The organism is Protofrankia sp. CiP1_Cm_nod3 (genome assembly GCF_982290655.1).
Genome location: NZ_CEVIVD010000001.1, coordinates 79,605 through 100,314, shown reverse-complemented (window position 1 = coordinate 100,314; position 20,710 = coordinate 79,605). Strand labels below are relative to the sequence as shown.

Genomic DNA, 20,710 nt, shown 5'->3' with positions numbered 1-20,710 from the left:
GTCGGCGCGCCCGCCCGCGGCCGCCCGCCCACAGCGGCCGCGGGCAGCACATCATCGGTTGTGCAGGATACGGGCAGCTACCATGTGGAGTCTTTCCGTAATATCCGGCTGGCTTCGCAGATGAGCTGTGCGCGCAACGTCGTTGACCACCATCAACACGGCGTGGATACGGAAAAGCGCCGCGGTCCGGTCCAGGTCCGGGCGGGTGGCCGCCATCAGGGACACCCATTCCGCGACGTAGTCGTGCTGCGCCTTGCGAATTCTGTGACGATTCCAGTACGGAAGGTTCATGACCTCGGCGACCAGCACGTTGACGAGGTCGGTGTGCGCCATCGCGAAGTCGATGTAGGCCGCCACCACGTTCTCCAGGCCGCCCTGGGGGGTCGTGGCGGCCGCCAGCGCCCGGGCGAGGCCCAGCTGCAGGGACTCGGCCGCGCGCGCGACGATCGCCATCAGCAGGTCGGCCTTGCTGGCGAAGTGCCGGTAGACCCCGGCGCTGGTCACCCCGACCCCGGCGCCGACCTCCTCCATGGTCACCGTCTGGTAGCCACGGGTGCTGAACAACCGGGCCGCCGCCACCAGCAGCGCCTCCCGCCGCCCCCGCGGTGACAGCCCCGTCTCGGTGGTGGCCGGATCCGCGGCCGGCCGCCCGGACACGCCGGCGATGTCCACGGTGCACACCGACAGGGCCATCCCCCGCAGCAGGGCGGCCATCGCCTCCGGGGCGGCCGGGACCCGGTGGTAGGAGGGGCTGGTGAGCACGGCGAGCGCGCACCATGCCAGCAGTTCCGCGTCGTCCCGGCTCAGTTCCTCACGCGCGTCGTTCAGGGCGACGACGAAGCCCGCCAGGAAGGCGAAGAACCGCTCCCGCATCCGCTGCCGCTGCTCGTCGTCGAGATGGCGGCTCTCCCGGCTCCACAGCACCCCGAGGTCGCGCCGCCGGCCCGCCGTCTCGGCCAGGTCCTGCACCATGGCCGTGAGCTGGCCGCCGTGATGCCGGTCGACGGCGGCCGCCGCCAGGTCGAAGCTGTCGGTCAGCGCGCACACCAGCAGCTCCTCCTTGCTGCGGAAGTGCCGGTAGAGCGCGCCGGCGGTGATCCCGACCGCGCTGGCGATGTCCTCGGTGCTCACGTTGTGATAACCGAAACGGTAGAACAGCTCACTGGCAGCGGTGATGATCTGAGCTCTGCGGTTGCGTGGACGCGGAGTTCTCGTGATCGTACCTCTGCCGCCACGCTCGCTCACTGCCCGCTCCCACCCTGCCGTCTCACGCGGATACCGCTCCTGCCCGGGCTCCCCCACCGCCGGTGGCTGACGGCGCGATCCGACGGCAACGCCCCCGGCCGGGCCCCCGGCCAGGCGCCCGGCCCGTGTCCGGGGAGCGCCGCGTGCCACTTCACGCACCGCCTCGCGCATCGCCGGACGAGGTGGAGTTGTTGACCCATTAAGTTACTCCTGATTTACTTCTTGCCATCGGAGCCAACTCTCCACGAGCGGCCACCCCTCCACCGTCTTCTGATCACAACGCCAGCCCTCCGCCCCGTCCACCGGGGCTCCGGCCGGCATCCCGCGGCCGGGCGGGCCAGCCAGGAGAAAAACGATCTTCTCCGGTACCGGCGGCCGGCCGGCGGTAGGCAGCCGGACCGTCAGGGCGGCAGCCGGCCCGGGCGGGGCGCGTCGGCCCCGTGAGCAGGTGTGAAACAGCCGCCGTGACGATCAGGAGGAGCTGACGGTGCTGGTCGACGGATTCATCGGTGGCGGTTCCTCGGACGGGACCAGCGGCGCGGATATCGCCGGTATCTCGGCCCAGGTCGCGGAGGCCGAACGGATCGGGTACGACGGGGTGTGGGCGACCGAGGTCGGCCGCGACCCTTTCTTGCCATTGCTGCTGGCCGCGGACCGCTCACCACGGCTGCAAATCGGTACCGCCATAGCCGTGGCATTCGCCCGCAACCCGATGACCATGGCGTCGACAGCGAACGACCTCCAGACATTCAGTGCCGGCCGGTTCGTGCTGGGGCTGGGCTCTCAGATCAAACCACATATTCAGCGCCGTTTCAGCATGCCGTGGTCCGCGCCGACCGAGCGGATGCGGGAGTTCGTCCTGGCCATGCGGGCAATATGGCGTAGCTGGCACCATGGGGAGCCACTCGACTTCCGCGGCGACATATACCAGCACACATTGATGACGCCGCTGTTCAATCCCGGGCCCAGCCCCTACGGCCCGCCACCGGTCCTGATAGCCGCGGTCGGGACGAAGATGGCCTCGGTCGCCGCCGAGGTCGCCGACGGCATACTCGTGCACTCTTTCACCACCGAACGCTATCTGCGGGAGGTCACCCTCCCCGCCGTCGAATCGGTGCTCCGTGACAACGGCCGGCAACGGGAACAGTTCACCCTCTCCTACCCGGGGCTGGTGGCCACCGGGGTCGACGAGAAAAGCTACGACGATGCCGTGCGGACGGTGCGCGAGCGCATCGCCTTCTACGGGGCCACCCCGGCCTACCGCGGTGTCCTGGACCTGCACGGCTGGGGCGACCTGCACACGGAGCTGCACCGGCTGTCCAGGCAGAACGAGTGGGACGTCATGACCAAGCTCGTGGACGACACCGTGCTGCACACGTTCGCGGTGGTGGGTGAGCCGGCGGCGGTCGTCACGGAGCTCCGGCGCCGCTTCGACGACCTGATCAACCGGTTCACCCTGTTCGTGCCCTACCCGCTGGCCGACGAGGCCCGCCAGATCATCGTGGCCGGGCTCCAGCGGGACTGAGCCGCGGCGGCCGTCGTGGGCTGCCGCGGGCCGGCCGCGGGTTGTCGTGGGCTGACCGCGGGCCCGCAGGGGCACGCCCGCGGTCAGCCGGGGAGAACCTGCCCGGCCACGGCGAGCACGACGAAGACGATCGCGATGATCGTGCAGGAGCGGGCGCCCCGGCGCAGGGAACGCTCCTTTTTCGCCCGTCCCTCCGGCGAGAGGGAGGCGGGCACGAGGGCGGCGGCGTTGCGCTGCCCCCACCGTCCGATGGCGAAGAACGCGGCGGCGAACGCGAGCTGCACCAGCACCGCGGCGATCATCATGTCGAGCCGGTCATCATGTCGAGCCGGTCATCGTGCCGCGGGGAGGGACAGCGGCGGCGGGGCCGTCAGCGACGGAGGGGCGGCTGCGGGCGGCAGGGACAGCAGGGACGGCGACAGTGGCGCCGCGGGCGCCGGGCCGCTGGTCACGCCTGGCCGCGGGAGCACCGCGGAGCCGTCGGACGGCGGCGCGTCGGGATCCGCGGGCCGGTAGTCGTCGGCGTACTCCACGTCCGCCGCCCTGATCCGGTCGGCGAGCCATGCCCGCCAGACCGCGAGCGCGCGCTCCGAGCGCAGCGCGTCCCGTACCTGGTCCCTGACCTGCTCGAAAGACGGCTGGCTGGCCGGCCTGTCCTCGAGAACCTGGCCGACGTTCCAGCCGGAACGGGTCTGCACCGGGCCGAACACGGAGCCCACCGGGGCGGCGAAGGCGGCCTTGGCGTACTCGGCGTCCAGCTGCGGGGCGGTGACGAATCCCAGATCTCCCTGGCTGCCCCGGGTCGACTCGTCCAGTGACGTCTCACCGGCGAGGGCGGCGAAGTCCGCGCCGTCCCTGGCGCGCCGCACCACCTGGTCGGCCTCCTCCCTGGTGGCGACCACGATGTTGCGCAGACGACGCTGCGCGGGGACGGCGAAGTCCGTCCGGTGGCCCTCGTAGTACGCGGGCAGCTGGTTGTCGGTGACGGCCGCGGCCGCGGGCGCCGTCACATCCTGGAACAGCCGGGCCGTGCGCTGTTGGCGTCCGACCTCGTCGAGGACGTCGTTCTCGGACACCTTCAGCTTGGCCAGCAGGTCGGTGAAGGCACGCTGCCCGTCCGCCCCCGGCCCCATCTGCTCGTCGATCATCTTGGTGAGGGTGTCCCGGGCCGCCTTGTCCGCGATGACGATCTGGCGCTCGGCGGCGGCCCTGTCCATGATCATGCTCACCGCGACCGCTTTGGCGACGTCCCGCCGGAACTGCTCCAGCTCGCTGCCGCCGACCGGCTCGCGGATCCCGTAGAGCGCGCCGAGGACCTCGACCCGGGCCTGCAGCTGGTCCCTGGTCACCACGGTGCCGCCCACGCGGAAGGCGGCGTTGCCGGGCAGGCCGGTCACCAGCGGCACGATGAGCAGCGCGAGCCCGGCGACGACCAGCGGTACCAGCAGCACCAGGACCGTGCGCACCCATGACCGGCCCAGCGGGCCCGGTAGCGCCCTCATACCTTCACCTCCGTCCGCGCCGCGCTGGACGTGCCGTCCGGCGGCGGCGCGCCATGCTCGCTGCCGGTCCCCGGCGCGCCGCGCCCGTCGTCCGGCACATCCGTTCCCGCCACGGCATCCGTTCCCGCCACGGCATCCGTTCCCGCCACGGCATCCGGCGGCGCCGCGCCGCCCGCGCTGTCGGCCCGCGGCCCGGCCGCCGGCCGGACGGGGAACAGCCGGACGACGACGAACGCCGCCAGCAGCGACAGGCCGACCGTGGCCGCCAGGAAGATACCGAACTGCCGGATGAGCGACAGACCGGACGCCGCCAGCGCGAGGTAGCCGGCGGACGCGGCCAGCGCCGCCACCGCCACCGACCGGCGCAGGTGTGGCGACCGGCGCGCGTACCCCTGGCCGAGCAGCACGCTGAACTCGCACGCGGTGGCGGTGGCCAGCGAGCCCAGGGAGACGGTCAACGGGGTGAGCGCGACGCCGCACACCCACGCCCCGGCCAGTCCCCACCCGGTGGCCAGCACCGCGGCCAGCACGGCACGCGCCGCGTCGGAACGTCGCGGCAGGCCTACCAGCAGCACCAGCCCCGCCGCAACGATCCCGATCAGGCTTGCCGGGTAGCGGTCGCCGGACACCAGCTCGTACCCGCGCGCGGCCACCACCGGCAGCCCGACCAGCTCGGCGGTCAGCCCCTCCGGCGGTCGGGGCAGCGCGGCCCGCACGTTCCGCAGCAGGTCCTGCTGGCGCGCGACGTCCTGCAGCTCGACACCGAAGCTGATCACCGCCTGGCGGCCGTCGTTGCGCACGACCGCGGTGGCAAGGTAGCGCGGGAGCTGCCCGAGCCCGGCCGTGATCTGGTCGGGTGTCGGCGAGTCGCCCAGGAAGGCGAGCAGGCCGGGCAGGCTCACGATGGGGTGCAGGTCGCCCCCGAACCGGCGGATGGTGGTGTCCTCGACCTGCCGCATCCAGGCCAGCGCCTGCGGTGTGATCACGTTCGTGCCGCTGACCAGGATCTGGACCTCGCCGGCCGATCCGAGCACCTCCTCGGCGTGCTGCGCGTCGGCCAGCGTGGACACGCCGTCGGCGAGCCGGTCCGGCCGGGCCTCGATGTCGAGGAACGCCAGCGCCGACCAGCCCGCCGCGGCGACGGCGACGAGCATGACCAGCACGGCGGCCCGGCGCGCCCGCGACATCGCCGGCAGCGGCCTGTCCGCACCCGCCTCCTGGCCCATCTCATGCTGGCTCACCGCATGCCCCACCGCGGCGGGCGCGGCCCAGCGCCGGGTGAGGAAGCCCAGCCCGACGGCGAGCAGGACGCCGGCCGCGAGCGCCCATCCGAGGTCCCGGACGAACGGCACCGGCGAGAGCCCCAGCGAGGCGAAGCCCGCGGCGCTGGCCAGTGCCGCCACGACCACCCGCCGCGGCTCGGCGCCCCGGATCAGGTAGGCGGGGAAGTCGCTGCCGATCCCGACCAGGATGGGCAGGAAGGCCACGACGCCGAGGGAGAGCGGGTGTCCCAGCCAGCCGAGGGCCGCGAGGGTGAGCGCTGTCGCGCCGAGCGTCGCGGTCAGCGGCAGCAGCCGGTGGCGGCGGCGCACCCAGGGCACCAGCAGGTAACAGGCGGCGATCAGCCCGAGGGCCAGCCCGCCGAGCAGCGGGATCTCGCGCCGCACCTGCCCGCCGAGATCGGCGGCGATCGCGGGCATGCCGGTGACGGTCAGCCTGCTCGTGCGCAGCCCGGCGCTGCCGGCGACCTGCCGCACGGCGGCCACCAGCCGCTCGGTTCCCGCCTGGTCCAGCCCCTCCCGGGGACGGACCAGGACGGCGGCGGCGTTCGGCGACGGCACCACGAACCGCCACTGCTGGCGGGGGGAGCCGTCCTGGTCGAACACCACGGCGTTGACGAAGGACGGGTTGCGCAGTGTGGGCAGGCCGGCGGGCAGGCCACGCACGAGCAGGCTGCCGTAGCGCAGGTCGTACTCGGCGACGGCCGCGTCCGCGGCCTGGGTGGCCTCGGCGTCGGAGCGGCCGGCGGCGCGCGCCTGCTCCTCGGCCTCGGCCCGCAGGGCGTCCCGTCTGCCGGAAATGGTCGCGAGCAGGTTCTGCGCCGCACCGGCGATCTGGTTCAGTATGGTCCCCGGGCCGTAGACCACGGCGACGTCGGGCAGCCGCGCCAGGCTGCCCTCCAGCGCCACCAGCTTGGGGATCTCCTCGGCGCCCAGCAGCTCACGCGCGCCCGCGGACTCCGCGAGGATGACGACCGGGTCGCCGCCGAAGGAACGCGCGGACTCCTCCAACGCGCGCTGTGCCGGGTCCCCGGCGGGCAGGAAGGACGCCGTCGTGGTGTCCGACTCGACGCGGGTGAGCCCCACCCCCGTCGCCAGCGCCACGAGCAGCACGACGGCGAGCCAGGCGCAGGCCCGCGCGGACGGGCGCCGGCGCGGCCGCGCCGGCAGCCACCGCGGCCCCCGGGCCGGGGACGGCAGCCGGCGCGGCACGCCCGGCCGGCGCGGGGGACGGCTCCCCCGCGCCGGCGAGCGCCGGATGGCGGGCCTGCGGACCCTCATTCGGGGTCTTGCTCCACCCGCGGGTACGGACCGGTGAACGGCCCGGGCTTCGCGCCCGTGCCTGGTGCCGGGAACGGGTTGGTGTAGGTCAGGATGTGGTACGGGACGGGTGTCTGGAGGGACTGGTCACTGACCAGCGGGATCAGCCGCAGGTAGTGGGCCCCGGACTCGTCGGTGTACTGCAGGACCGCGTTGAAGTTGGCCAGGTAGGCCGCCAGCTCGGGCCCGTAGGGCTTGATGTACGACAGCATCGGGTTGACGTCCTTCAGGAGCGTCTGCGCCGGTGGGATCGCGCCGCGGACATCACTGCCCAGGGTGGGCACGCGGGTGAGGGTGTCGGGTGCCAGGTCCAGCGCGCCCGACAGCGGGGGCAGCAGCCCGTGCAGGTCCGCCGTGGTGTCGGGCAGCTGCTGCAGCGCCTCGCTCAGCAGCGGCGAGGCCGTCCTCAGGTCGGAGGCGACCGGTGCCAGTGCCCCGGCGAGCTTCGTCAGGGTGCCCGACGCGGTCCTGGCGCTGTCGAGCACGCCGGGTGTCTGCCGCAGCACGTCCTCGACGGCCTGCTGCTGGCCGGCGGTGGCCTGGGTCAGCCGGTTGGCGTTGTCCACCAGGGCGGCGATCTGCCCCTGCCCGGTGTCGAGGGCCCGCAGCACGACGGCGGTCTGCTGCGCCAGCGCCTTGAGGTCCTCGGACTGGGCCGCGATGGCGTCCAGGGCGGTGTGCCCCTCCCGGCCGATGTCGCCCAGCCCGTCGAGGGCCGCGGAGACGTCCTGCTGACGGCCCTCGGTGCCCTGCCCCAGCGACCGCAGCAGGGCGCCCAGCTCCGTGCGGCTGTCCGTGTCCAGGCTGGCGAGCACGTCGCGCAGCTGCGTGCTGGGCTTCACCGCGCCGGCGGGGATGGTGCTGCCGGAGGGCAGCACCCGGCCGTCACCGTCGGTGATGTCCAGGTAGCCCTCGCCGACGAGGGAACGTTCGCCGAGGCGCACGCTCACCCCCTCGTGCAGCGGGGCGGCCTTCTTGTCCAGCGAGAACGCGACCCGCAGCCCGTCCGGCCGCCGGGTGACCTCGCGGACCTGGCCGACCTGCACGCCCGCGATCTGCACCCGGCTCGCCTTCACCAGGTTGTCGATGTCCGTGAACACCGCGGAGGAGGTGTACTCACCACCCTCGACCAGCGGGATCCGCGCACCGGTCCCGCGGAACAGGAAGATGAGGATCCCGAGGCTCCCGGCGAGGAACAGCAGGACGGTGACCAGCCGGCCCAACGTCCCGGTCAGTGCTCTCATCGGCTCTGGCCTCCCTGCCGTGTGCCGGTGGCGGTACCGGTGGCGGTGCTGCCGGTGGGCAGGCCGTTCTCCGGTCCGGGGAAGTAGCCGTTCGGCGGCTGCTTCGGCAGTACCCCGGCGGCGGGCAGCGGCACGACCAGGTGCCCGCGGATGATGCTGCCCTGGGCGTCCCCCGCGCCGAACACCGACGAGGTGTTGTACACGAACGCCTGGATGTCGCCGAGGTAGGACACCACCGTCCGGGTGTCGCGGTCGAGGTTACGGGTGATCGGCCGGAAGTTGAGCAGCGAGCTGTCGATCTCGTCGGCCATCGGGCGCAGGTCGGCGACCACCGGCCGGGCCTTGCTGACCACCGGCTTCGCCGAGTCGACGGTGCGCCCCAGCTCGTCGACGGTGCTTTCCAGCCGTTCCAGCGTCTGCGGCAGCTCGCCGGAGGCGCGGTGGAGGTTGTCCAGCGTCGGGTCGAGCTGTTCGGTCAGCTCCTGGGTGCTGGTCAGCGTCCTGCGGAGCTGGTCGGTCAGGCCGGGCAGCTGCGCGATGCTGTCGCGCAGCTGCCCGTCGTTGCCCGCCAGCGTCCCCAGCGTCTGCTGGGTCGCCGTCGCGAGCTGGGCGACCCGCTGGTCGTTGCCGCCGACCGCGGTGGAGATCTGCGACAGCGCGGTCACGAGCTGGCTGATCTTCTCCCGGCGGGTCTGCAGCGCCTCGACCACCGGCTGCAGCTGGGTGATCGTGCCGTCCGTCGCGGCCAGGCCGGCGGGCAGCTCCTTCTCGGACCGCGCCAGCGCGACGTCGGACTCGACGAGCAGGTCGGTGAGGGCCAGCTGGGTGCGCTCGTCAAGATGGCCGAGCACCTCGTCGGCCTGCACCGGCCGGGACGTCTGCTTCAGCGGGATGAGCCCGCCGGAACGCAGCGCCCGGCCGGGCGGCCCCCCGGGGTTGATCTCCACCGACATCTCGTTGAGCGCGTTCTTCGGGCGCAGCACCGCGCGGGCGTTGTCGTACACGGTGTGCCCGGGCTCGATCTCCAGCGTGAGGATGGCCGTCGCGTGGTCGCTGACCGACCAGTCCGCGATCTTCCCGACCTTCACGCCCGCGATCGTGACCTGGTTGGAGCTCGTCGGGTTCACGCCGGGCACCGAGGCGAACTCGGCCTTGACGACCGACCGTTTCGCCCACGGTGGCGTCGAGCTCAGCCGGGACTGGATGATCACGGCTGCCACCAGGCCGAGCACGATGAGGACCGTCACCGCGGTCACGTCACGGCCCAGCCCGGGCACCGTCCTGATCCGCTCCCAGCGGCGACGCAGGGATGCGCTCATGGGAAACTCCTCGACACCAGCGGAAGGTCCAGCGAGGTCACCAGCTTGCCGAGCGCGCCCGCGTCAGGCCCCGCCGCCGGCGGTGGGATCAGGCCCGGCGCGCCCTGCCTGGTGCCTTCCTGCGGCCCCAGGGGCTGCTGCAGGCCGAGGGACTCCAGGTACTGCTCCAGCGGCAGCACCGTCGCGGTCCCGCCGACGGAGTTGACCCCGACCCCGGCCATCAGCCGGCCCGCCGCGCCGTTGCTGTCATGGAACTTGAAGACGTCGTCACCGTGGGAGAACCAGTAGCCGAGCTCCTGGTACAGCAGGTGATCGTTGCCGCCGCCCTTGTAGACCCCGGTGCCGTGCCACGGGGCGAGCACCGTCTGGACGATCGGCCCGTTGAGCCGCTCCAGCACCGGCCCGCGCACGTCGGTCAGGACCCCGTTGGCGTCCTGCGCGGTGGGCACCAGCCGGTCGACCAGCGGCCGGGCGTCCTGCAGGAGGATCCGCAGGTCGGTCGCTACCGGCAGGGTGCGCTCCAGCACCGGGTCGAGCTTGGCCAGCACCGGGTCGAGCTGGCGGGCCGCCGGCCGGAACGCCTGCGCGGTCGTGGTCAGCTTGTCCAGGGTGGGGTCGAGGTCGGCGAGGCCGGCGCGGGTGGTCTGCAGCGTCTGCGGCAGGTCCGCCACCGTCTGGGCCAGCGGCCGGCGCTCGTCCGCGAGCGCCGACGAGGTCGTCGCCAGCGAGGTGATGATCGAGTCGAGCTGGCCGTCCTGCTTGGTCAGGGCCGCCGCCGTGTGCTGCAGGCCGGTGACCACCCCGGTCAGGTCGGTGTCCGGACGGGTGCCGCGGGCGGCGCTGAGCACCACCCCGGCCGGTTCGAGGGTGTCCGGCGCGTCCGTGATGATCTTACGCAGCTCCTCCTGCCCGTCGTTGCGCAGCGTCGCGTCCAGCCGCTCGACCGTGCGCGGGATGGACTTCTGCGCGTCCGGCGTGATGGCGCTGAGGACCTGGTCGAGCTCGACCGGCACGCTGGTGCGCTCCACCGGGATCGTCCGCCCGGCGCCGAAGCCGCCGCCCGGCCCCCCGTGGGTGAGCTCGACGTAGTAGGCGCCACCCACCAGCAGCGTGGGCCGCACCGCCGCGGACGGCTGGTCCCCGAGCTTCCGCAGCACCGATCCGTCGATCTTCATCGACACCAGGGCGGTGTGCCGGTCGGTCTCCTTCACGCCCGTGACGTCTCCGACCTTGACGCCGGAGACCTTCACGACGCTCTTGAACGGTTCGAGCTTGTAGTCCCGCGCGAACTCCGCCTTGACCGTCTCACCGGAGCCCACCGTGATCAGGATGCGGGCCCGGTTGAAGGCGAAGAAACCGACCAGGGCCAGCACGGCCAGCACCACCAGGCCGAGCACCTTGGTGGGTATCCGCTGTCCGAGATGGGCGAGGCTCGCCCGCTGACGCCGCAGCACACTCATCGGGCCGTCCCCCCCACCAGCGGGATACCCGCCGGAAGCCCCTGCGCGCGGTCCTGTGACGCCTGACCGGGCCGGGGGTACTGGTTCAGATAGAAGTTCCCGGACGGCAGCAGACCGCTGGTCACGGTCCCCAGACCGGGGTTGAGCCCCAGCCGGGCGTAGCGGATCCCCGGCGCGGGCCCCTCGGAGACGAAGCTCTGGCCGCGGACGAACAGCTGCCCGATCTCCGGCGCGTACGGCGCCAGCACCCGCAGCGGGGTGAGCAGGTCACCGACCGCCTGCCGCACCGGCGGCGCCAGCGGACGGGCGTCCGCGACCGTGCGGGTCAGGTCCTCGACGGCGGGGATGGCCTGCTTCGCCACCGGGGGAACCTTGCCCGCGACCGGCACCCCCTCCACCAGCACGCCGCGCAGGTCGGCTTCTGACGCGCCCAGCGCTTCCGCACCCGGCTCGAGGTCACGCACCGCCGAGGCGGTGTCGGCCAGCGGCGCGTTCAGCGAGTCCAGCGCCTGCCTGGCTGTGTCCAGCGTGCCCGGCAGCCGCTGCAGGGTGGCGGTCAGCGGCTTGTTCCCGTCCACCGACACCGCCCGCAACGTCTGGTCGGACTGGTTGACGAGGGATGCGATCTGCTGCTGCCGGTCGTCGAGCCGGCCGGCCAGCCGGTCGAGGTCCGTCAGCAGCGTGGGCAGGTCCGTCTGGTCGGACGCGAGCGCCTGGGAGACGGTGCCGATGTCCTCCAGCAGGCTGGGCGCGCTCTTCAGCAGGTCCTGCAGGTCGTCGCTGTGCCCGGCCAGCCCGCCGCCGAGAGCGCGCACCGTCCGGGTGGCCGCGTCCCGGGTCGGCTGGTCGAGCACGTCGAGCAGCTGGTAGAGGTCGGCCGAGTTGACGTTGCGGGTCGCCGCGATGGTCTGGTCGCCGAGCTTGCCGGCCGCCGAGGTACCCAGGTTGAGCTCGACGAACTTCGTCGCCAGCGCCGAGACGTCCCAGATCTCCGCGTGCGCGTCCCGGTAGACGTCGACGTTGCCGTCGAGCTGCATGGTCACCACCGCGGTGCCGTTGACGTAGTCGATCGCGCTGACCCGCCCGACGCGCTTGCTCATCTCCCGGACGCCGTCGTTGACCCGCAGCGAGTGGACGTTGTCGAACGACGCGCGCACCGTCGTCGTCGGCGCGAACGGCAGCCCGCTCTGTGCCTTGAAGGTCAGGTACAGGATCACCGCCAGGACGGCCAGCACGATGCCGCCGGCGCGGAAGGAGCGCGTCCGTGCGCGGAACTCCGGCGTTGTCATGACAGCACTCCCCCCAGCAGCTGCCCCAGCAGCGAGTTCTCCTGCCGTTCGGTCAGCCCGGTCGCGCTGCCGCCGGCAGCCGGGGCGGACGTGCCACCGCCGGCGGTGGCCGGCGCGGCGGCACCGGTCCGCCCGCCGTTGGCGGGCGCGGACGCCGCCGGCGCGTTGGTCTTGCCCGGCAGCGGCAGCTCCGGCGGCGCGGGCAGCGGCAGGCTGGGGACCGGCGCGTCCGGCAGCCCGGGCACGAGCCCGCCGACGGTCTGCCCCAGGACCTTCGGCGACAGCGGGAGCATCGCCTTGAAGTAGTGGCTGATGGCGTCGTAGTCACTGGTCGCCATCGACCAGCCCTTGACGAACTCCATCAGGTTCGTCAGCCGCAGGCTCAGCGCCTGTTCCGAGAGCGTCCGCGCCGACACCGACACCCCGAGCAGGTCCGGCGTGGCCGGGCGCAGTGCCTTCACCAGCGGCGCCGCCTCGTCCAGCAGCGTGCTGGCCCGGTCGAGGACCGGCGGCAGGGAGGCCAGCGCGGGGTCGGCTGCGTCGGCGAACCGGTGCAGCTCACCGGTGATGTCGCTGAGGTCGTCGGTGACCGGGCGCAGCGACGCCAGCGTGCGGGTCGCCGGGTCGGCGACACCGGCCAGCTGCGCGAGCGTGCCGCGCGCACTGGCTATGGTCCCCGGCAGGCGGACGAGGGAGTCCTGCAGGGCCTTGCGGTTGGCCGCCACGGTCGCGAGCGTGTCCGTGGCCGACCCGACCAGCCGGTCGAGGCTCTGCCCGTTGTCGGTGGCCAGCCCGTTCGCCACCGGCTGGGCGTCGTCCACCAGCTTGGTCAGCAGCTCGTTCTGCTGGTCGAGGATCGCGGCGAGGTCCTTGGCCTGTGTCATCGCCGGCTCCAGCGCGGTGATCGCGTCCGCGGCCTGCTTGCCCTGCCCCTTCAGGCCCTCGCCGGTGCTGGTCAGCAGCGCGCCGAGGGCGGAGGCGGTCGGCGTGTCCACCGCGTTGAGCACGTCCTGCAGGTCCACCACCCGGTTGGTCTGGGTCTGTGGGATCACCAGGGGCTCGGGGAGCACCGGCGCCGACGGCGACCCGCGCTCCAGCAGGATGAACCGTTCACCGAGCAGGTCCTGCGTGGTGATGGTCACCTGCACGTCCTTGTGCAGCGGCAGCACGCTGCGGTCCACCTTCATGCGTACCCGCGCCCGGCCGCCGGCCAGGCTGATGGACTGCACCGTGCCGACGTCCACCCCGGACGCCTTGACCGTGTTGCCGGGCACCAGCGGGCTGGCGTCGTCGAACATCGCGGTCACCTCGACGGCGTCGTCGTCCCCCGAGGTCCACACGACGATGCCCGCTACCAGTGCCACCGCCGCCACCAGCGCGATGACCACGGGCCGTCTGCGGCCCGATCCACCGGCGCTCATCGGATCCCGCTCCCGGTCGCGTCCGTCCAGGGCTGGTCGACCGGATCCCCGGGATACGGCTCGGGGTCACGGCGCGACCCCGGTGGCTGCACCACGCTCTCGTCGATCATGTTGGTGCCCGGGGCGAGCAGGCCTGCCCACAGGTGCCCCTGCCCGTCGTACGGGGCGAAGGCCTGGCCCCAGTTGTGCAACATCCCTATCCCTTCAGGGGTGTATGGGCGTAGGAAGGCGACCGCGGGCTGCAGGCTGTTCACCAGCTGCGTGACGGGCGGGACGACCTCGTGGGAGTTGTCGAGCAGACCGGGCGTCTCCCGCAGCAGCGCCTGCGCCGACACCACCGTGGGACGCAGCTGGGCGAGGCTGGGGCGCAGCTCGGTGAGCACCGGGCTGAGGTTCTTCGCCACCGACGGCAGCCTGCCGGTCGCCGGCCGGAGGTCCTGCAGCAGCGCGATGGTCGGCTCCCCCGCCTTGGGGACCCGGTCCAGGGTGCCCTTCGCGGTCTGCAGCGTCGACGGCAGCTCCTTGAGGCCCTCGGAGAGCTGCTGCTGCTGGTTCGCGACCGCACCGGTCACGCTGGTCAGGTCGCTCACCACCGAGGCGAGCTGCTGGCGGTGGTCGGCGCCTATCGCCATCATCTGCTGGAGCTGGGTGACCAGCTCGCGGATGGCCGGGCCGTCACGCCCGACCGCCTGCAGGATCTCCCCGAGCGCCTGCACGCTGGAGCCGGCGCTCCTGATCGTCGCGTTGAGGTCCGGCTCCCGGCCGTCCACCGTGTGGTTCAGCTCGGTCAGCAGCGAGTTGACCCTGTCCCGGGTCGGCTTGTCCAGCGCGGCGAGGACCTGGTCGACCTCGATCTGCTTGGACTCGCTCTCGATGATGCCGTGCTCCGGGATCCGCGCGTTCGCGGCCGGCCCCGGATACAGCGTCAGCATGCGTTCGCCGATGGCGGAGTTCCATTCCACCCGCGAGGTGGTGCCGTCATGCAGGGGTGCGTACTTGCCGGCCAGGGAGACGGTGACGACCGCCTTGCCGTTCTTGGCCTCCAGGCTCCTGACCGACCCCGCGCTGAAACCGTTGATCCACACCGGTGAGCCGTTGGCGAGCTGCGCCGCCGACGGCATCACCACTGTCACTTCGTAGCCCTCGTCGGTGCGCCAGAGCAGGCTGCCGCCGACGACGGCGGCAGCCACCAACGCCGCGATGACGACCAGTCGTCGGGATATCATTCAGTCCATCCCCAGGGGGCCCACCGAGTCACCGGACAGGAACTGGCGGACGAAGGGCAGCTCGGAGTTGAACGCCTCTTCGGTCTCGCCGTAGTGAACGAGCTTCCCCTTCCACACCACGCCCACGTAGTCGCTTACCTTGCGCGCGGTCCGGATGTCGTGGGTGACCAGTATGTAGGTACCGCCGTGCTCCGCGTGCAGCTTGAGGATCAGGTCGTTCAGCAGGCTCGTACGCACCGGGTCCAGACCCGAGTCCGGCTCGTCGAACATGACGACGCTCGGGTTGAGCACCAGCGCGCGGGCGAAACCCGCGCGCTTCTTCATACCACCGGAGACCTCGCCCGGAGCCTTGTTGACGGCCCGTGTCAGACCGACTTCCTCCAGCCGTTCCATCACGATCTTGCGAATTTCCGTCTCGCTCTTGTTCGTGTGCTTGCGCAGCGGGAAGGCGACGTTGTCGTAGATGTTCATCGAGCCGAACAGCGCGCCGTCCTGGAACAGGACGCCGAACCGCTTGCGGATCTCCTGCCGCTCCCGCTCGGAGACGCTCCAGATGTCCTGCCCGAACACGACGACCTCTCCGTGGTCGGGCTCGAGCAGGCCCACGATGTGCTTCAGCAGCACACTCTTACCGGTACCGGAGGGGCCGAGGACTGTGGTGATGGCGTTGTCCGCGAAGTCCAGGTTGAGCCCGGTCAGCACGTGGAACGAGCCGAACGCCTTTTTCACGTTGCGGATCTGCACGCTGTGGGTGAGATCCGGCTCGTGGCCCGGCGGGTCCGGCTCACTCACCGACAGCCACGGATCGACGTTCCCGCCTACGAGGTCGTCACTCGTGGACATTCACCGCTCCTTTCCTCCAGGAATCCCGGGCGTAAGAGAACCCGGCGCGCGTCGCCGCCGGCCGGTCGGGCCATGTCTGACGGGTGCTGGTCGAGGTGGGCGCCACCCACACGGTCGGGCATCTGCCGGACCGCCCTAGAACCCGATGGGCGCGCGTGTCAGCGACCCGAAGAACATCTGCTGGAACACCGCCCCGATCACGCTGACGATGACCAGATTGATCACCATGGACTTCGCCGTGTTCTTGCCGACCCCGACCGGACCGCCACTGGCCGTGTACCCGTAGTAGCAGCCGACGAGGACAATCATGATTCCCATCGTCGCGCCCATGAGCAGCGACAGCAGCAGGTCCTGCTGGGTCTGGAAGGCCCAGAAGACGGAGAGGTACCCGCCCGCGGACACGCTGTGGAACACGTGCACGTTCAGCACGTAGTTGACGTAGTACATGATCCCGGTGCCCGCGACGAACATGAACGGCGTGACGATGACGACCGCGAGCAGCCGGGTGCTGATGAGATACGAGTGCGAGTCGAGGCCCATGACCTCCAGCGCGTCTATCTCCTCGCTGATCCGCATCGAGCCGAGCTCGGCGACCAGCCCGCAGGCGACCTTCGCCGAGAGGATCCATCCCCACATCTCGGGGGCGACCGTGTAGTCACCGGTCGAGGTGAACACCGCCGTGTAACCGCCGGCGCCCAGCTGGCTGAGGAGATAGTGGCCTTCCAGCGAGATCTCCGCGGCCAGCATCGCCATCATGAACCAGATGATCCCGGAACTGGACAGAATCATGATCCCGGCCTGGCGCAGCACCTCGGAGCCGTAGTGCCGCACACCCGGCAGACGACGCACGGAGGCGACCGCGAACCTGGCGATCTCACCGAGGTCGTTCACCAGCGACTGGTCACTGCTGTAGGAGCCGAAACCACCGCCACCGCTGCTTACCGGCTCCGGCGCGGCCTCTTTCCGCTCGTCGGTCACGGTCATCGTCGGACGCCTCTCACCGGTTCGCCAGCATGTCGGGGTTCAGGCCGAGCATCGTCGCGTTCACCACGAAGTTGATCACCCACACGGCGGCGAAGCACAGCACCACCGCCTCGTTGACGGCCCGCCCGACGCCCTCCGACCCACCGCGCACGGTGAGCCCCTTCTGCGCGCAGACGATGCCGATGAACAGGCCGGTGAGCGTGGACTTGATCAGAACGCCGACCAGTTCAGGGGCGGTCAGGCTCGCTAGGAAGCTGCCGAAGTAGCCACCGGCGGACGTCGTGCCGAGCACGGTCGCGGAGATCATGGCCATGATGATGCCGAGCGCGCTACCGATGATCGTGAAGGCCACCGTCATGATCGTGATGGCGAGCACCCGGGGGAGCACCAGCATCCGCGTCGCGTCGACCCCGAGCACCTTCAGCGCGTCGAGCTCCTCCCGGATACGCCGGGCGCCGAGGTCCGCGGTCATGGCCGTGCCCATCACGCCCGCGACCGCCATCCCGGTGCAGAACGGCGAGATCTCCCGGAGACTCGCCATCACGAAGTAGGTGCCTATCCGGCTCTGCCCACCGAGCAGGCTGAGCAGGTCGTACGCGTAGTTCGCGATGAGGAACGTGAAGCCGCCGACCGCGAGGCTGCACGGCAGCCAGCAGAAGCGCAGCATCGCGTACATCTCGTCGCGGGTGCTCCCCCAGTACCCGTGTGGCTGGCGTACCGCCGTGGTCGTCAGCTGCGCGAGTAACTGCCCGCTCTGCCCGACGTCGATGGCCACGCGCTGAAGGAGCGGTGGAAGCCTCGTCATAACACTCGCGGCGAGGGGACGGGAACGTGAGCGGTGATGGCTGGGCCCGGTCGCAACCTGGTGCGTCATCTGTCTCCCTGCATCAGCTCGGCGGTGCATCGTGCTCGCGGGCCCACCGTGCCGTCGTCAACGGGTTCCCGTTGCTTTCAGGCACTCACCGGAGTACGGAACCTCGCCGTACCAGATTCACCAGACGGATTGGATCTTTATTGGCCCATGAACCTATTCCAGCGGGAGCATGGTCGCGACATCCCCGGGGAGGAATTGACCTACCCGTTGGGGTGGGACAGGGGGAAAGCACACCCTACCAGGGGGGCTCGGCCCCACCACCCCCGGATGCACCATGACAGCAGATGTCCGGGCGATGCCCTGACACCACCCCGACGACACCCCGACGACACCCCGCCACCTGCGTCTCCCCTGCGAACACCCGTCCTGGCACCGCCGGCTGAACGGCGCCGGGACAGGTGATGAGACGGGTGACGGGACGGGATGACGGTGCCAAAAAATCACACGGCACCGTAAATGACAATCAACAAATAAACAACAATCACTATTGTTGACAAAACTGCTGAATATGTCGACGGCCCGGAAGCGGGTACCCGGATAACAGCCGGAACGCCGGCTCCCCGGCCGGCGGGGAGAACGGGCCGTAAAGCCCGCGCCGGACCGGGAAGCGGCCTGGCAGCCGGCCCGCGCGCCGGCACGCGGATGATTCGGCACCCGGCTCCCACGGCCGCTGCGGCCGATGCCGCGGCTCGTCACGCGCCGTCGGCAGTCACCCCATAGAAGGGCGGAACTTCTCCGCAAGAGAGATTCCACTGACGGGCGGAGCGGACTACTTTCAGGATTCGCTGTCCCCGGACGGACGGCGGGCTCCGGCGGAGGACGCCGCGGCGTCGGCACGACACCGGCTGAACAGACCGATGCGTACGAAAGCACGGTCGCCAGCCAGGCAGGCAGGAGGGCTCATCGGTCATGGCGCTTCGACTGACCGCGCGCAGGACCGCCGGCAACGGGAAGGCCGAAGGCCACGACCAGGACGCGGAGGGCGGCACCACCATCCGGCAGGAACGGGAGCCGGTAGAGGTACAGGACCAGGAACGGGAGCCGGTAGAGGTAGCGGACCAGGCCCCGGGCCAGCCCGCTGGCCACCCCGGGGCCGGTGAGAACCCGGCGCGGCCCGGCGGCCCCACCGGCGGCCGGCGGCGGGCGCGCCGGGCCCGCCGGGACGACCCGGCGCCCCGTTATCCCCGGGTGCGCCTGATCGCGGGATTCGCGCTCGCGGGCCTGCTCGCCGTCGCCCTGGCCGCGTCCGCCTGGCAGGGTGCGCGCTGGTGGAGCCAGGCGAGATCCAGCGACAACGCGAAGGCGGCGTTCACGGCCGACCGCGATGCCGCGACAGCCGCCGGGCAGAACAGCATGGTCATATTCAACACGGTGGACTACCGTCAGCCGGCGGAAGGCCTGGACCGCTGGGCCAACGCCTCGACAGGCCCGCTTCAGGAGAAGGTCCAGCAGGAACGGGCGGAGATCACCAAAACGATCATCGACACCAGGACCGTCAGCACCGCGCGGCTCATCCAGGGCGGCCTCGTCGCGTTCGACCGTGGCGCCGGCACCGCCAAGGTGATCGCGGTCATCGAGATCCGCTCGGTCCCCGAAGGACAGCCGGCCACCACCGAGCGCACCCGCCTGACCGGCGAGGTGACACGGACAGCCGGCGGCTGGAAGCTCAGCTCCATCCAGACGCTCCCGGCGGGGACATGACATCACCCGGCCGCTCAATGATCATAAGGACGCCCCTGTGACATCCGCTCACCGTTCCCGGACCGGCAGGGCCAGCACGCATCCGTCCGCACCGGGGCGGCGGTCGTCTCATCGACAGCGGCACGACAGCGACAGCGACGGCAATGCCGGCCTCACGGCCGGCCACGACGTCGACCATGACGTCGACCCCGCTGTCGATCACAAGGCCGGGGAGGGCGTGCCGGACGCTTCAGCCGTGTCCGGTGTGGCCACACCGGAGCTGGCCACATCGGAGCTGGCCACCTCCGAGCTGGCCACATCCGGGACGCCCGGCGTGTCCAGTGCGCCTGACGCGTCCGAGGCGGCCGCCGTCCCCGAGGCGTCCCCCCACGGGAAGAGCCCCGGCGGAGAGGACCAGGACGGGCCCGCCCTGGAGACGGCCACCGGTGGGCCGGGCGCACCCGGTGGCGGCGGGCGGCGGCGGCTGCCCGCGCCCGCCGTTCCCACGCTCGCCCGCGTCCAGGTCCTCGTGGCTCTCGTGGCGGGCCTGGCGGCCGCGGTCACGGCGGCCGTCGCGCTGGGCGTGCACGCGGACCGGGCCGGCCGTCATCCCATGTCGACCAATGACGCCTTTGTCGACTCCGCCGCCACGACAGCCCTGCTCCAGGACATCGGCAAGGTCGTGGAGACGGTCTTCACGGTCAACCCGGGCAACGTCGCCACCACCGAGCAGGCCGCCAAGGACTCCCTGACCGGACGCGCGACCGACCAGTACGAACAGCTCTACCGGCCGCTGTTGCAGCAGGCCCCGACCCGGGGGGTCACCGTCACCACGACCGTCCGCGCCATCGGCGTGACAGCGCTCAACGGCAGCCGCGCGGACGTGCTGGTGCTGGCCGACCAGGCCGCGAAGAGCGCGTCGGCGCAGCAGTCCAACTCCTCCGGCCCGGCACACCTCGGCCTTATCCTGGAGAACCAGGCCGGCCACTGGAAGATCTCAAGCATCGAGATCCTGTAACCGCCCGGCGGGCGCGTGGTCGCACCCTCCCCCACGTGCCCGCCGCGCCGGAACAACCCCACCCGACGAACCCCGGTCTCCGACAGCCGCGCCCCGTCACAGCTTTGTCACCGCGTTGTCGTCACCCTGTCGCCGCGCTGTCGCCGGCTTGGCCACCGGCCGATGGCGGGGCACCGTCAGCTGCCGGCTCATCCGCGGGACGCGGCGCTGGAGCAGCCTATTATTGAACCGTGGCAAAAAACGCCGCCGGGGGCGAGGGACGGACGGCGACCACGCCGAAGGCTGCGACCACGCCGAAGTCCTCGCGCACCCGCGGCCGGCTGCTGGACGCGGCCGCGGAGGTGCTCAGCCGCAAGGGCTTCAGCGGGACCAGGCTGTCGGACATCGCCGCACAGGCACGTGTGCAGGCACCGGCGATCTACTACTACTACCCGTCGCGCGAGGACCTCATCGAGGAGGTCATGTTCGTCGGCGCGGCGG

17 protein-coding genes are annotated in these 20,710 nt (G+C 71.6%); 4 read left to right on the top strand and 13 right to left on the bottom strand.

Annotation, left to right across the window (positions count from 1 at the left end; all coding sequences use genetic code 11):
* Positions 1-51 precede the first annotated feature (51 nt).
* Positions 52-1,245, bottom strand: coding sequence for a TetR/AcrR family transcriptional regulator (locus AC5LUJ_RS00425; RefSeq protein ID WP_250286333.1), 1,194 nt, complete (start codon positions 1,243-1,245; stop codon positions 52-54).
* Between the two features lie 487 nt (positions 1,246-1,732).
* Between AC5LUJ_RS00425 and AC5LUJ_RS00420 the strand changes: the two genes are divergently transcribed.
* Entirely contained in the window at positions 1,733-2,770 is a 1,038-nt protein-coding gene (locus tag AC5LUJ_RS00420) for a TIGR03617 family F420-dependent LLM class oxidoreductase (RefSeq protein ID WP_250286331.1), read from the top strand.
* Positions 2,771-2,853: 83 nt separating this feature from the next.
* On the opposite strand, the gene AC5LUJ_RS00415 is transcribed toward AC5LUJ_RS00420, so the two are convergent.
* From AC5LUJ_RS00415 to AC5LUJ_RS00360, 12 genes are all read right to left on the bottom strand, one after another.
* A complete protein-coding gene (locus tag AC5LUJ_RS00415; RefSeq protein WP_250286329.1) occupies positions 2,854-3,075 on the bottom strand; it encodes a hypothetical protein in 222 nt (73 codons plus the stop codon).
* Between the two features lie 27 nt (positions 3,076-3,102).
* Positions 3,103-4,272 carry a peptidylprolyl isomerase gene (locus AC5LUJ_RS00410; RefSeq protein WP_250286327.1) on the bottom strand — a complete coding sequence of 390 codons (1,170 nt, stop codon included), beginning with the start codon at positions 4,270-4,272 and terminating at the stop codon, positions 3,103-3,105.
* A complete protein-coding gene (locus AC5LUJ_RS00405) occupies positions 4,269-6,833 on the bottom strand; it encodes an RND transporter family protein (protein ID WP_493464299.1) in 2,565 nt (854 codons plus the stop codon). The genes AC5LUJ_RS00410 and AC5LUJ_RS00405 overlap by 4 nt, the downstream gene beginning before the upstream one ends.
* Positions 6,830-8,116, bottom strand: a complete 1,287-nt coding sequence (locus AC5LUJ_RS00400; protein ID WP_250287115.1) for an MlaD family protein — start codon at positions 8,114-8,116, stop codon at positions 6,830-6,832. Before AC5LUJ_RS00400 ends, AC5LUJ_RS00405 begins: the two co-directional genes overlap by 4 nt.
* A complete protein-coding gene (locus tag AC5LUJ_RS00395; RefSeq protein WP_250287116.1) occupies positions 8,113-9,435 on the bottom strand; it encodes an MlaD family protein in 1,323 nt (440 codons plus the stop codon). The genes AC5LUJ_RS00400 and AC5LUJ_RS00395 overlap by 4 nt, the downstream gene beginning before the upstream one ends.
* Positions 9,432-10,895: an MlaD family protein gene (locus tag AC5LUJ_RS00390; RefSeq protein ID WP_250287117.1), complete on the bottom strand. Its 1,464-nt coding sequence runs from the start codon at positions 10,893-10,895 to the stop codon at positions 9,432-9,434. Before AC5LUJ_RS00390 ends, AC5LUJ_RS00395 begins: the two co-directional genes overlap by 4 nt.
* Positions 10,892-12,184, bottom strand: coding sequence for an MlaD family protein (locus tag AC5LUJ_RS00385; RefSeq protein ID WP_250291053.1), 1,293 nt, complete (start codon positions 12,182-12,184; stop codon positions 10,892-10,894). Before AC5LUJ_RS00385 ends, AC5LUJ_RS00390 begins: the two co-directional genes overlap by 4 nt.
* Entirely contained in the window at positions 12,181-13,605 is a 1,425-nt protein-coding gene (locus AC5LUJ_RS00380) for an MlaD family protein (protein ID WP_493464298.1), read from the bottom strand. The genes AC5LUJ_RS00385 and AC5LUJ_RS00380 overlap by 4 nt, the downstream gene beginning before the upstream one ends.
* Positions 13,602-14,831 (bottom strand): MCE family protein, encoded by a 1,230-nt coding sequence (locus tag AC5LUJ_RS00375; RefSeq protein WP_250285452.1) that lies wholly within the window; start codon positions 14,829-14,831, stop codon positions 13,602-13,604. Before AC5LUJ_RS00375 ends, AC5LUJ_RS00380 begins: the two co-directional genes overlap by 4 nt.
* Positions 14,832-15,674: an ABC transporter ATP-binding protein gene (locus tag AC5LUJ_RS00370; protein ID WP_250285453.1), complete on the bottom strand. Its 843-nt coding sequence runs from the start codon at positions 15,672-15,674 to the stop codon at positions 14,832-14,834.
* 135 nt (positions 15,675-15,809) lie between these two features.
* A complete protein-coding gene (locus AC5LUJ_RS00365) occupies positions 15,810-16,658 on the bottom strand; it encodes an ABC transporter permease (protein ID WP_250285454.1) in 849 nt (282 codons plus the stop codon).
* 13 nt (positions 16,659-16,671) lie between these two features.
* Positions 16,672-17,463, bottom strand: a complete 792-nt coding sequence (locus tag AC5LUJ_RS00360) for an ABC transporter permease (RefSeq protein WP_250285455.1) — start codon at positions 17,461-17,463, stop codon at positions 16,672-16,674.
* Positions 17,464-18,441: 978 nt separating this feature from the next.
* Here AC5LUJ_RS00360 and AC5LUJ_RS00355 point away from each other — a divergent pair.
* The 3 genes from AC5LUJ_RS00355 to AC5LUJ_RS00345 all read left to right on the top strand — a co-directional run.
* Entirely contained in the window at positions 18,442-19,233 is a 792-nt protein-coding gene (locus AC5LUJ_RS00355; protein WP_250285456.1) for a hypothetical protein, read from the top strand.
* 37 nt (positions 19,234-19,270) lie between these two features.
* Entirely contained in the window at positions 19,271-20,230 is a 960-nt protein-coding gene (locus tag AC5LUJ_RS00350) for a hypothetical protein (protein ID WP_250291023.1), read from the top strand.
* A 230-nt stretch (positions 20,231-20,460) separates the two neighbouring features.
* A partial coding sequence (locus AC5LUJ_RS00345; protein ID WP_493464297.1) for a TetR family transcriptional regulator occupies positions 20,461-20,710 on the top strand: 250 nt, incomplete at its 3' end.

What these genes read in the sequence shown, in the direction of transcription:
- AC5LUJ_RS00370 (WP_250285453.1), bottom strand. Translation starts at nt 15,674, where the DNA reads ATGTCCACGAGTGACGACCTCGTAGGCGGGAACGTCGATCCGTGGCTG.
- AC5LUJ_RS00390 (WP_250287117.1), bottom strand. Translation starts at nt 10,895, where the DNA reads ATGAGTGTGCTGCGGCGTCAGCGGGCGAGCCTCGCCCATCTCGGACAG.
- AC5LUJ_RS00360 (WP_250285455.1), bottom strand. Translation starts at nt 17,463, where the DNA reads ATGACGAGGCTTCCACCGCTCCTTCAGCGCGTGGCCATCGACGTCGGG.
- AC5LUJ_RS00415 (WP_250286329.1), bottom strand. Translation starts at nt 3,075, where the DNA reads ATGATGATCGCCGCGGTGCTGGTGCAGCTCGCGTTCGCCGCCGCGTTC.
- AC5LUJ_RS00365 (WP_250285454.1), bottom strand. Translation starts at nt 16,658, where the DNA reads ATGACCGTGACCGACGAGCGGAAAGAGGCCGCGCCGGAGCCGGTAAGC.
- AC5LUJ_RS00400 (WP_250287115.1), bottom strand. Translation starts at nt 8,116, where the DNA reads ATGAGAGCACTGACCGGGACGTTGGGCCGGCTGGTCACCGTCCTGCTG.
- AC5LUJ_RS00380 (WP_493464298.1), bottom strand. Translation starts at nt 13,605, where the DNA reads ATGAGCGCCGGTGGATCGGGCCGCAGACGGCCCGTGGTCATCGCGCTG.
- AC5LUJ_RS00385 (WP_250291053.1), bottom strand. Translation starts at nt 12,184, where the DNA reads ATGACAACGCCGGAGTTCCGCGCACGGACGCGCTCCTTCCGCGCCGGC.
- AC5LUJ_RS00405 (WP_493464299.1), bottom strand. Translation starts at nt 6,833, where the DNA reads ATGAGGGTCCGCAGGCCCGCCATCCGGCGCTCGCCGGCGCGGGGGAGC.
- AC5LUJ_RS00355 (WP_250285456.1), top strand. Translation starts at nt 18,442, where the DNA reads ATGGCGCTTCGACTGACCGCGCGCAGGACCGCCGGCAACGGGAAGGCC.
- AC5LUJ_RS00410 (WP_250286327.1), bottom strand. Translation starts at nt 4,272, where the DNA reads ATGAGGGCGCTACCGGGCCCGCTGGGCCGGTCATGGGTGCGCACGGTC.
- AC5LUJ_RS00375 (WP_250285452.1), bottom strand. Translation starts at nt 14,831, where the DNA reads ATGATATCCCGACGACTGGTCGTCATCGCGGCGTTGGTGGCTGCCGCC.
- AC5LUJ_RS00395 (WP_250287116.1), bottom strand. Translation starts at nt 9,435, where the DNA reads ATGAGCGCATCCCTGCGTCGCCGCTGGGAGCGGATCAGGACGGTGCCC.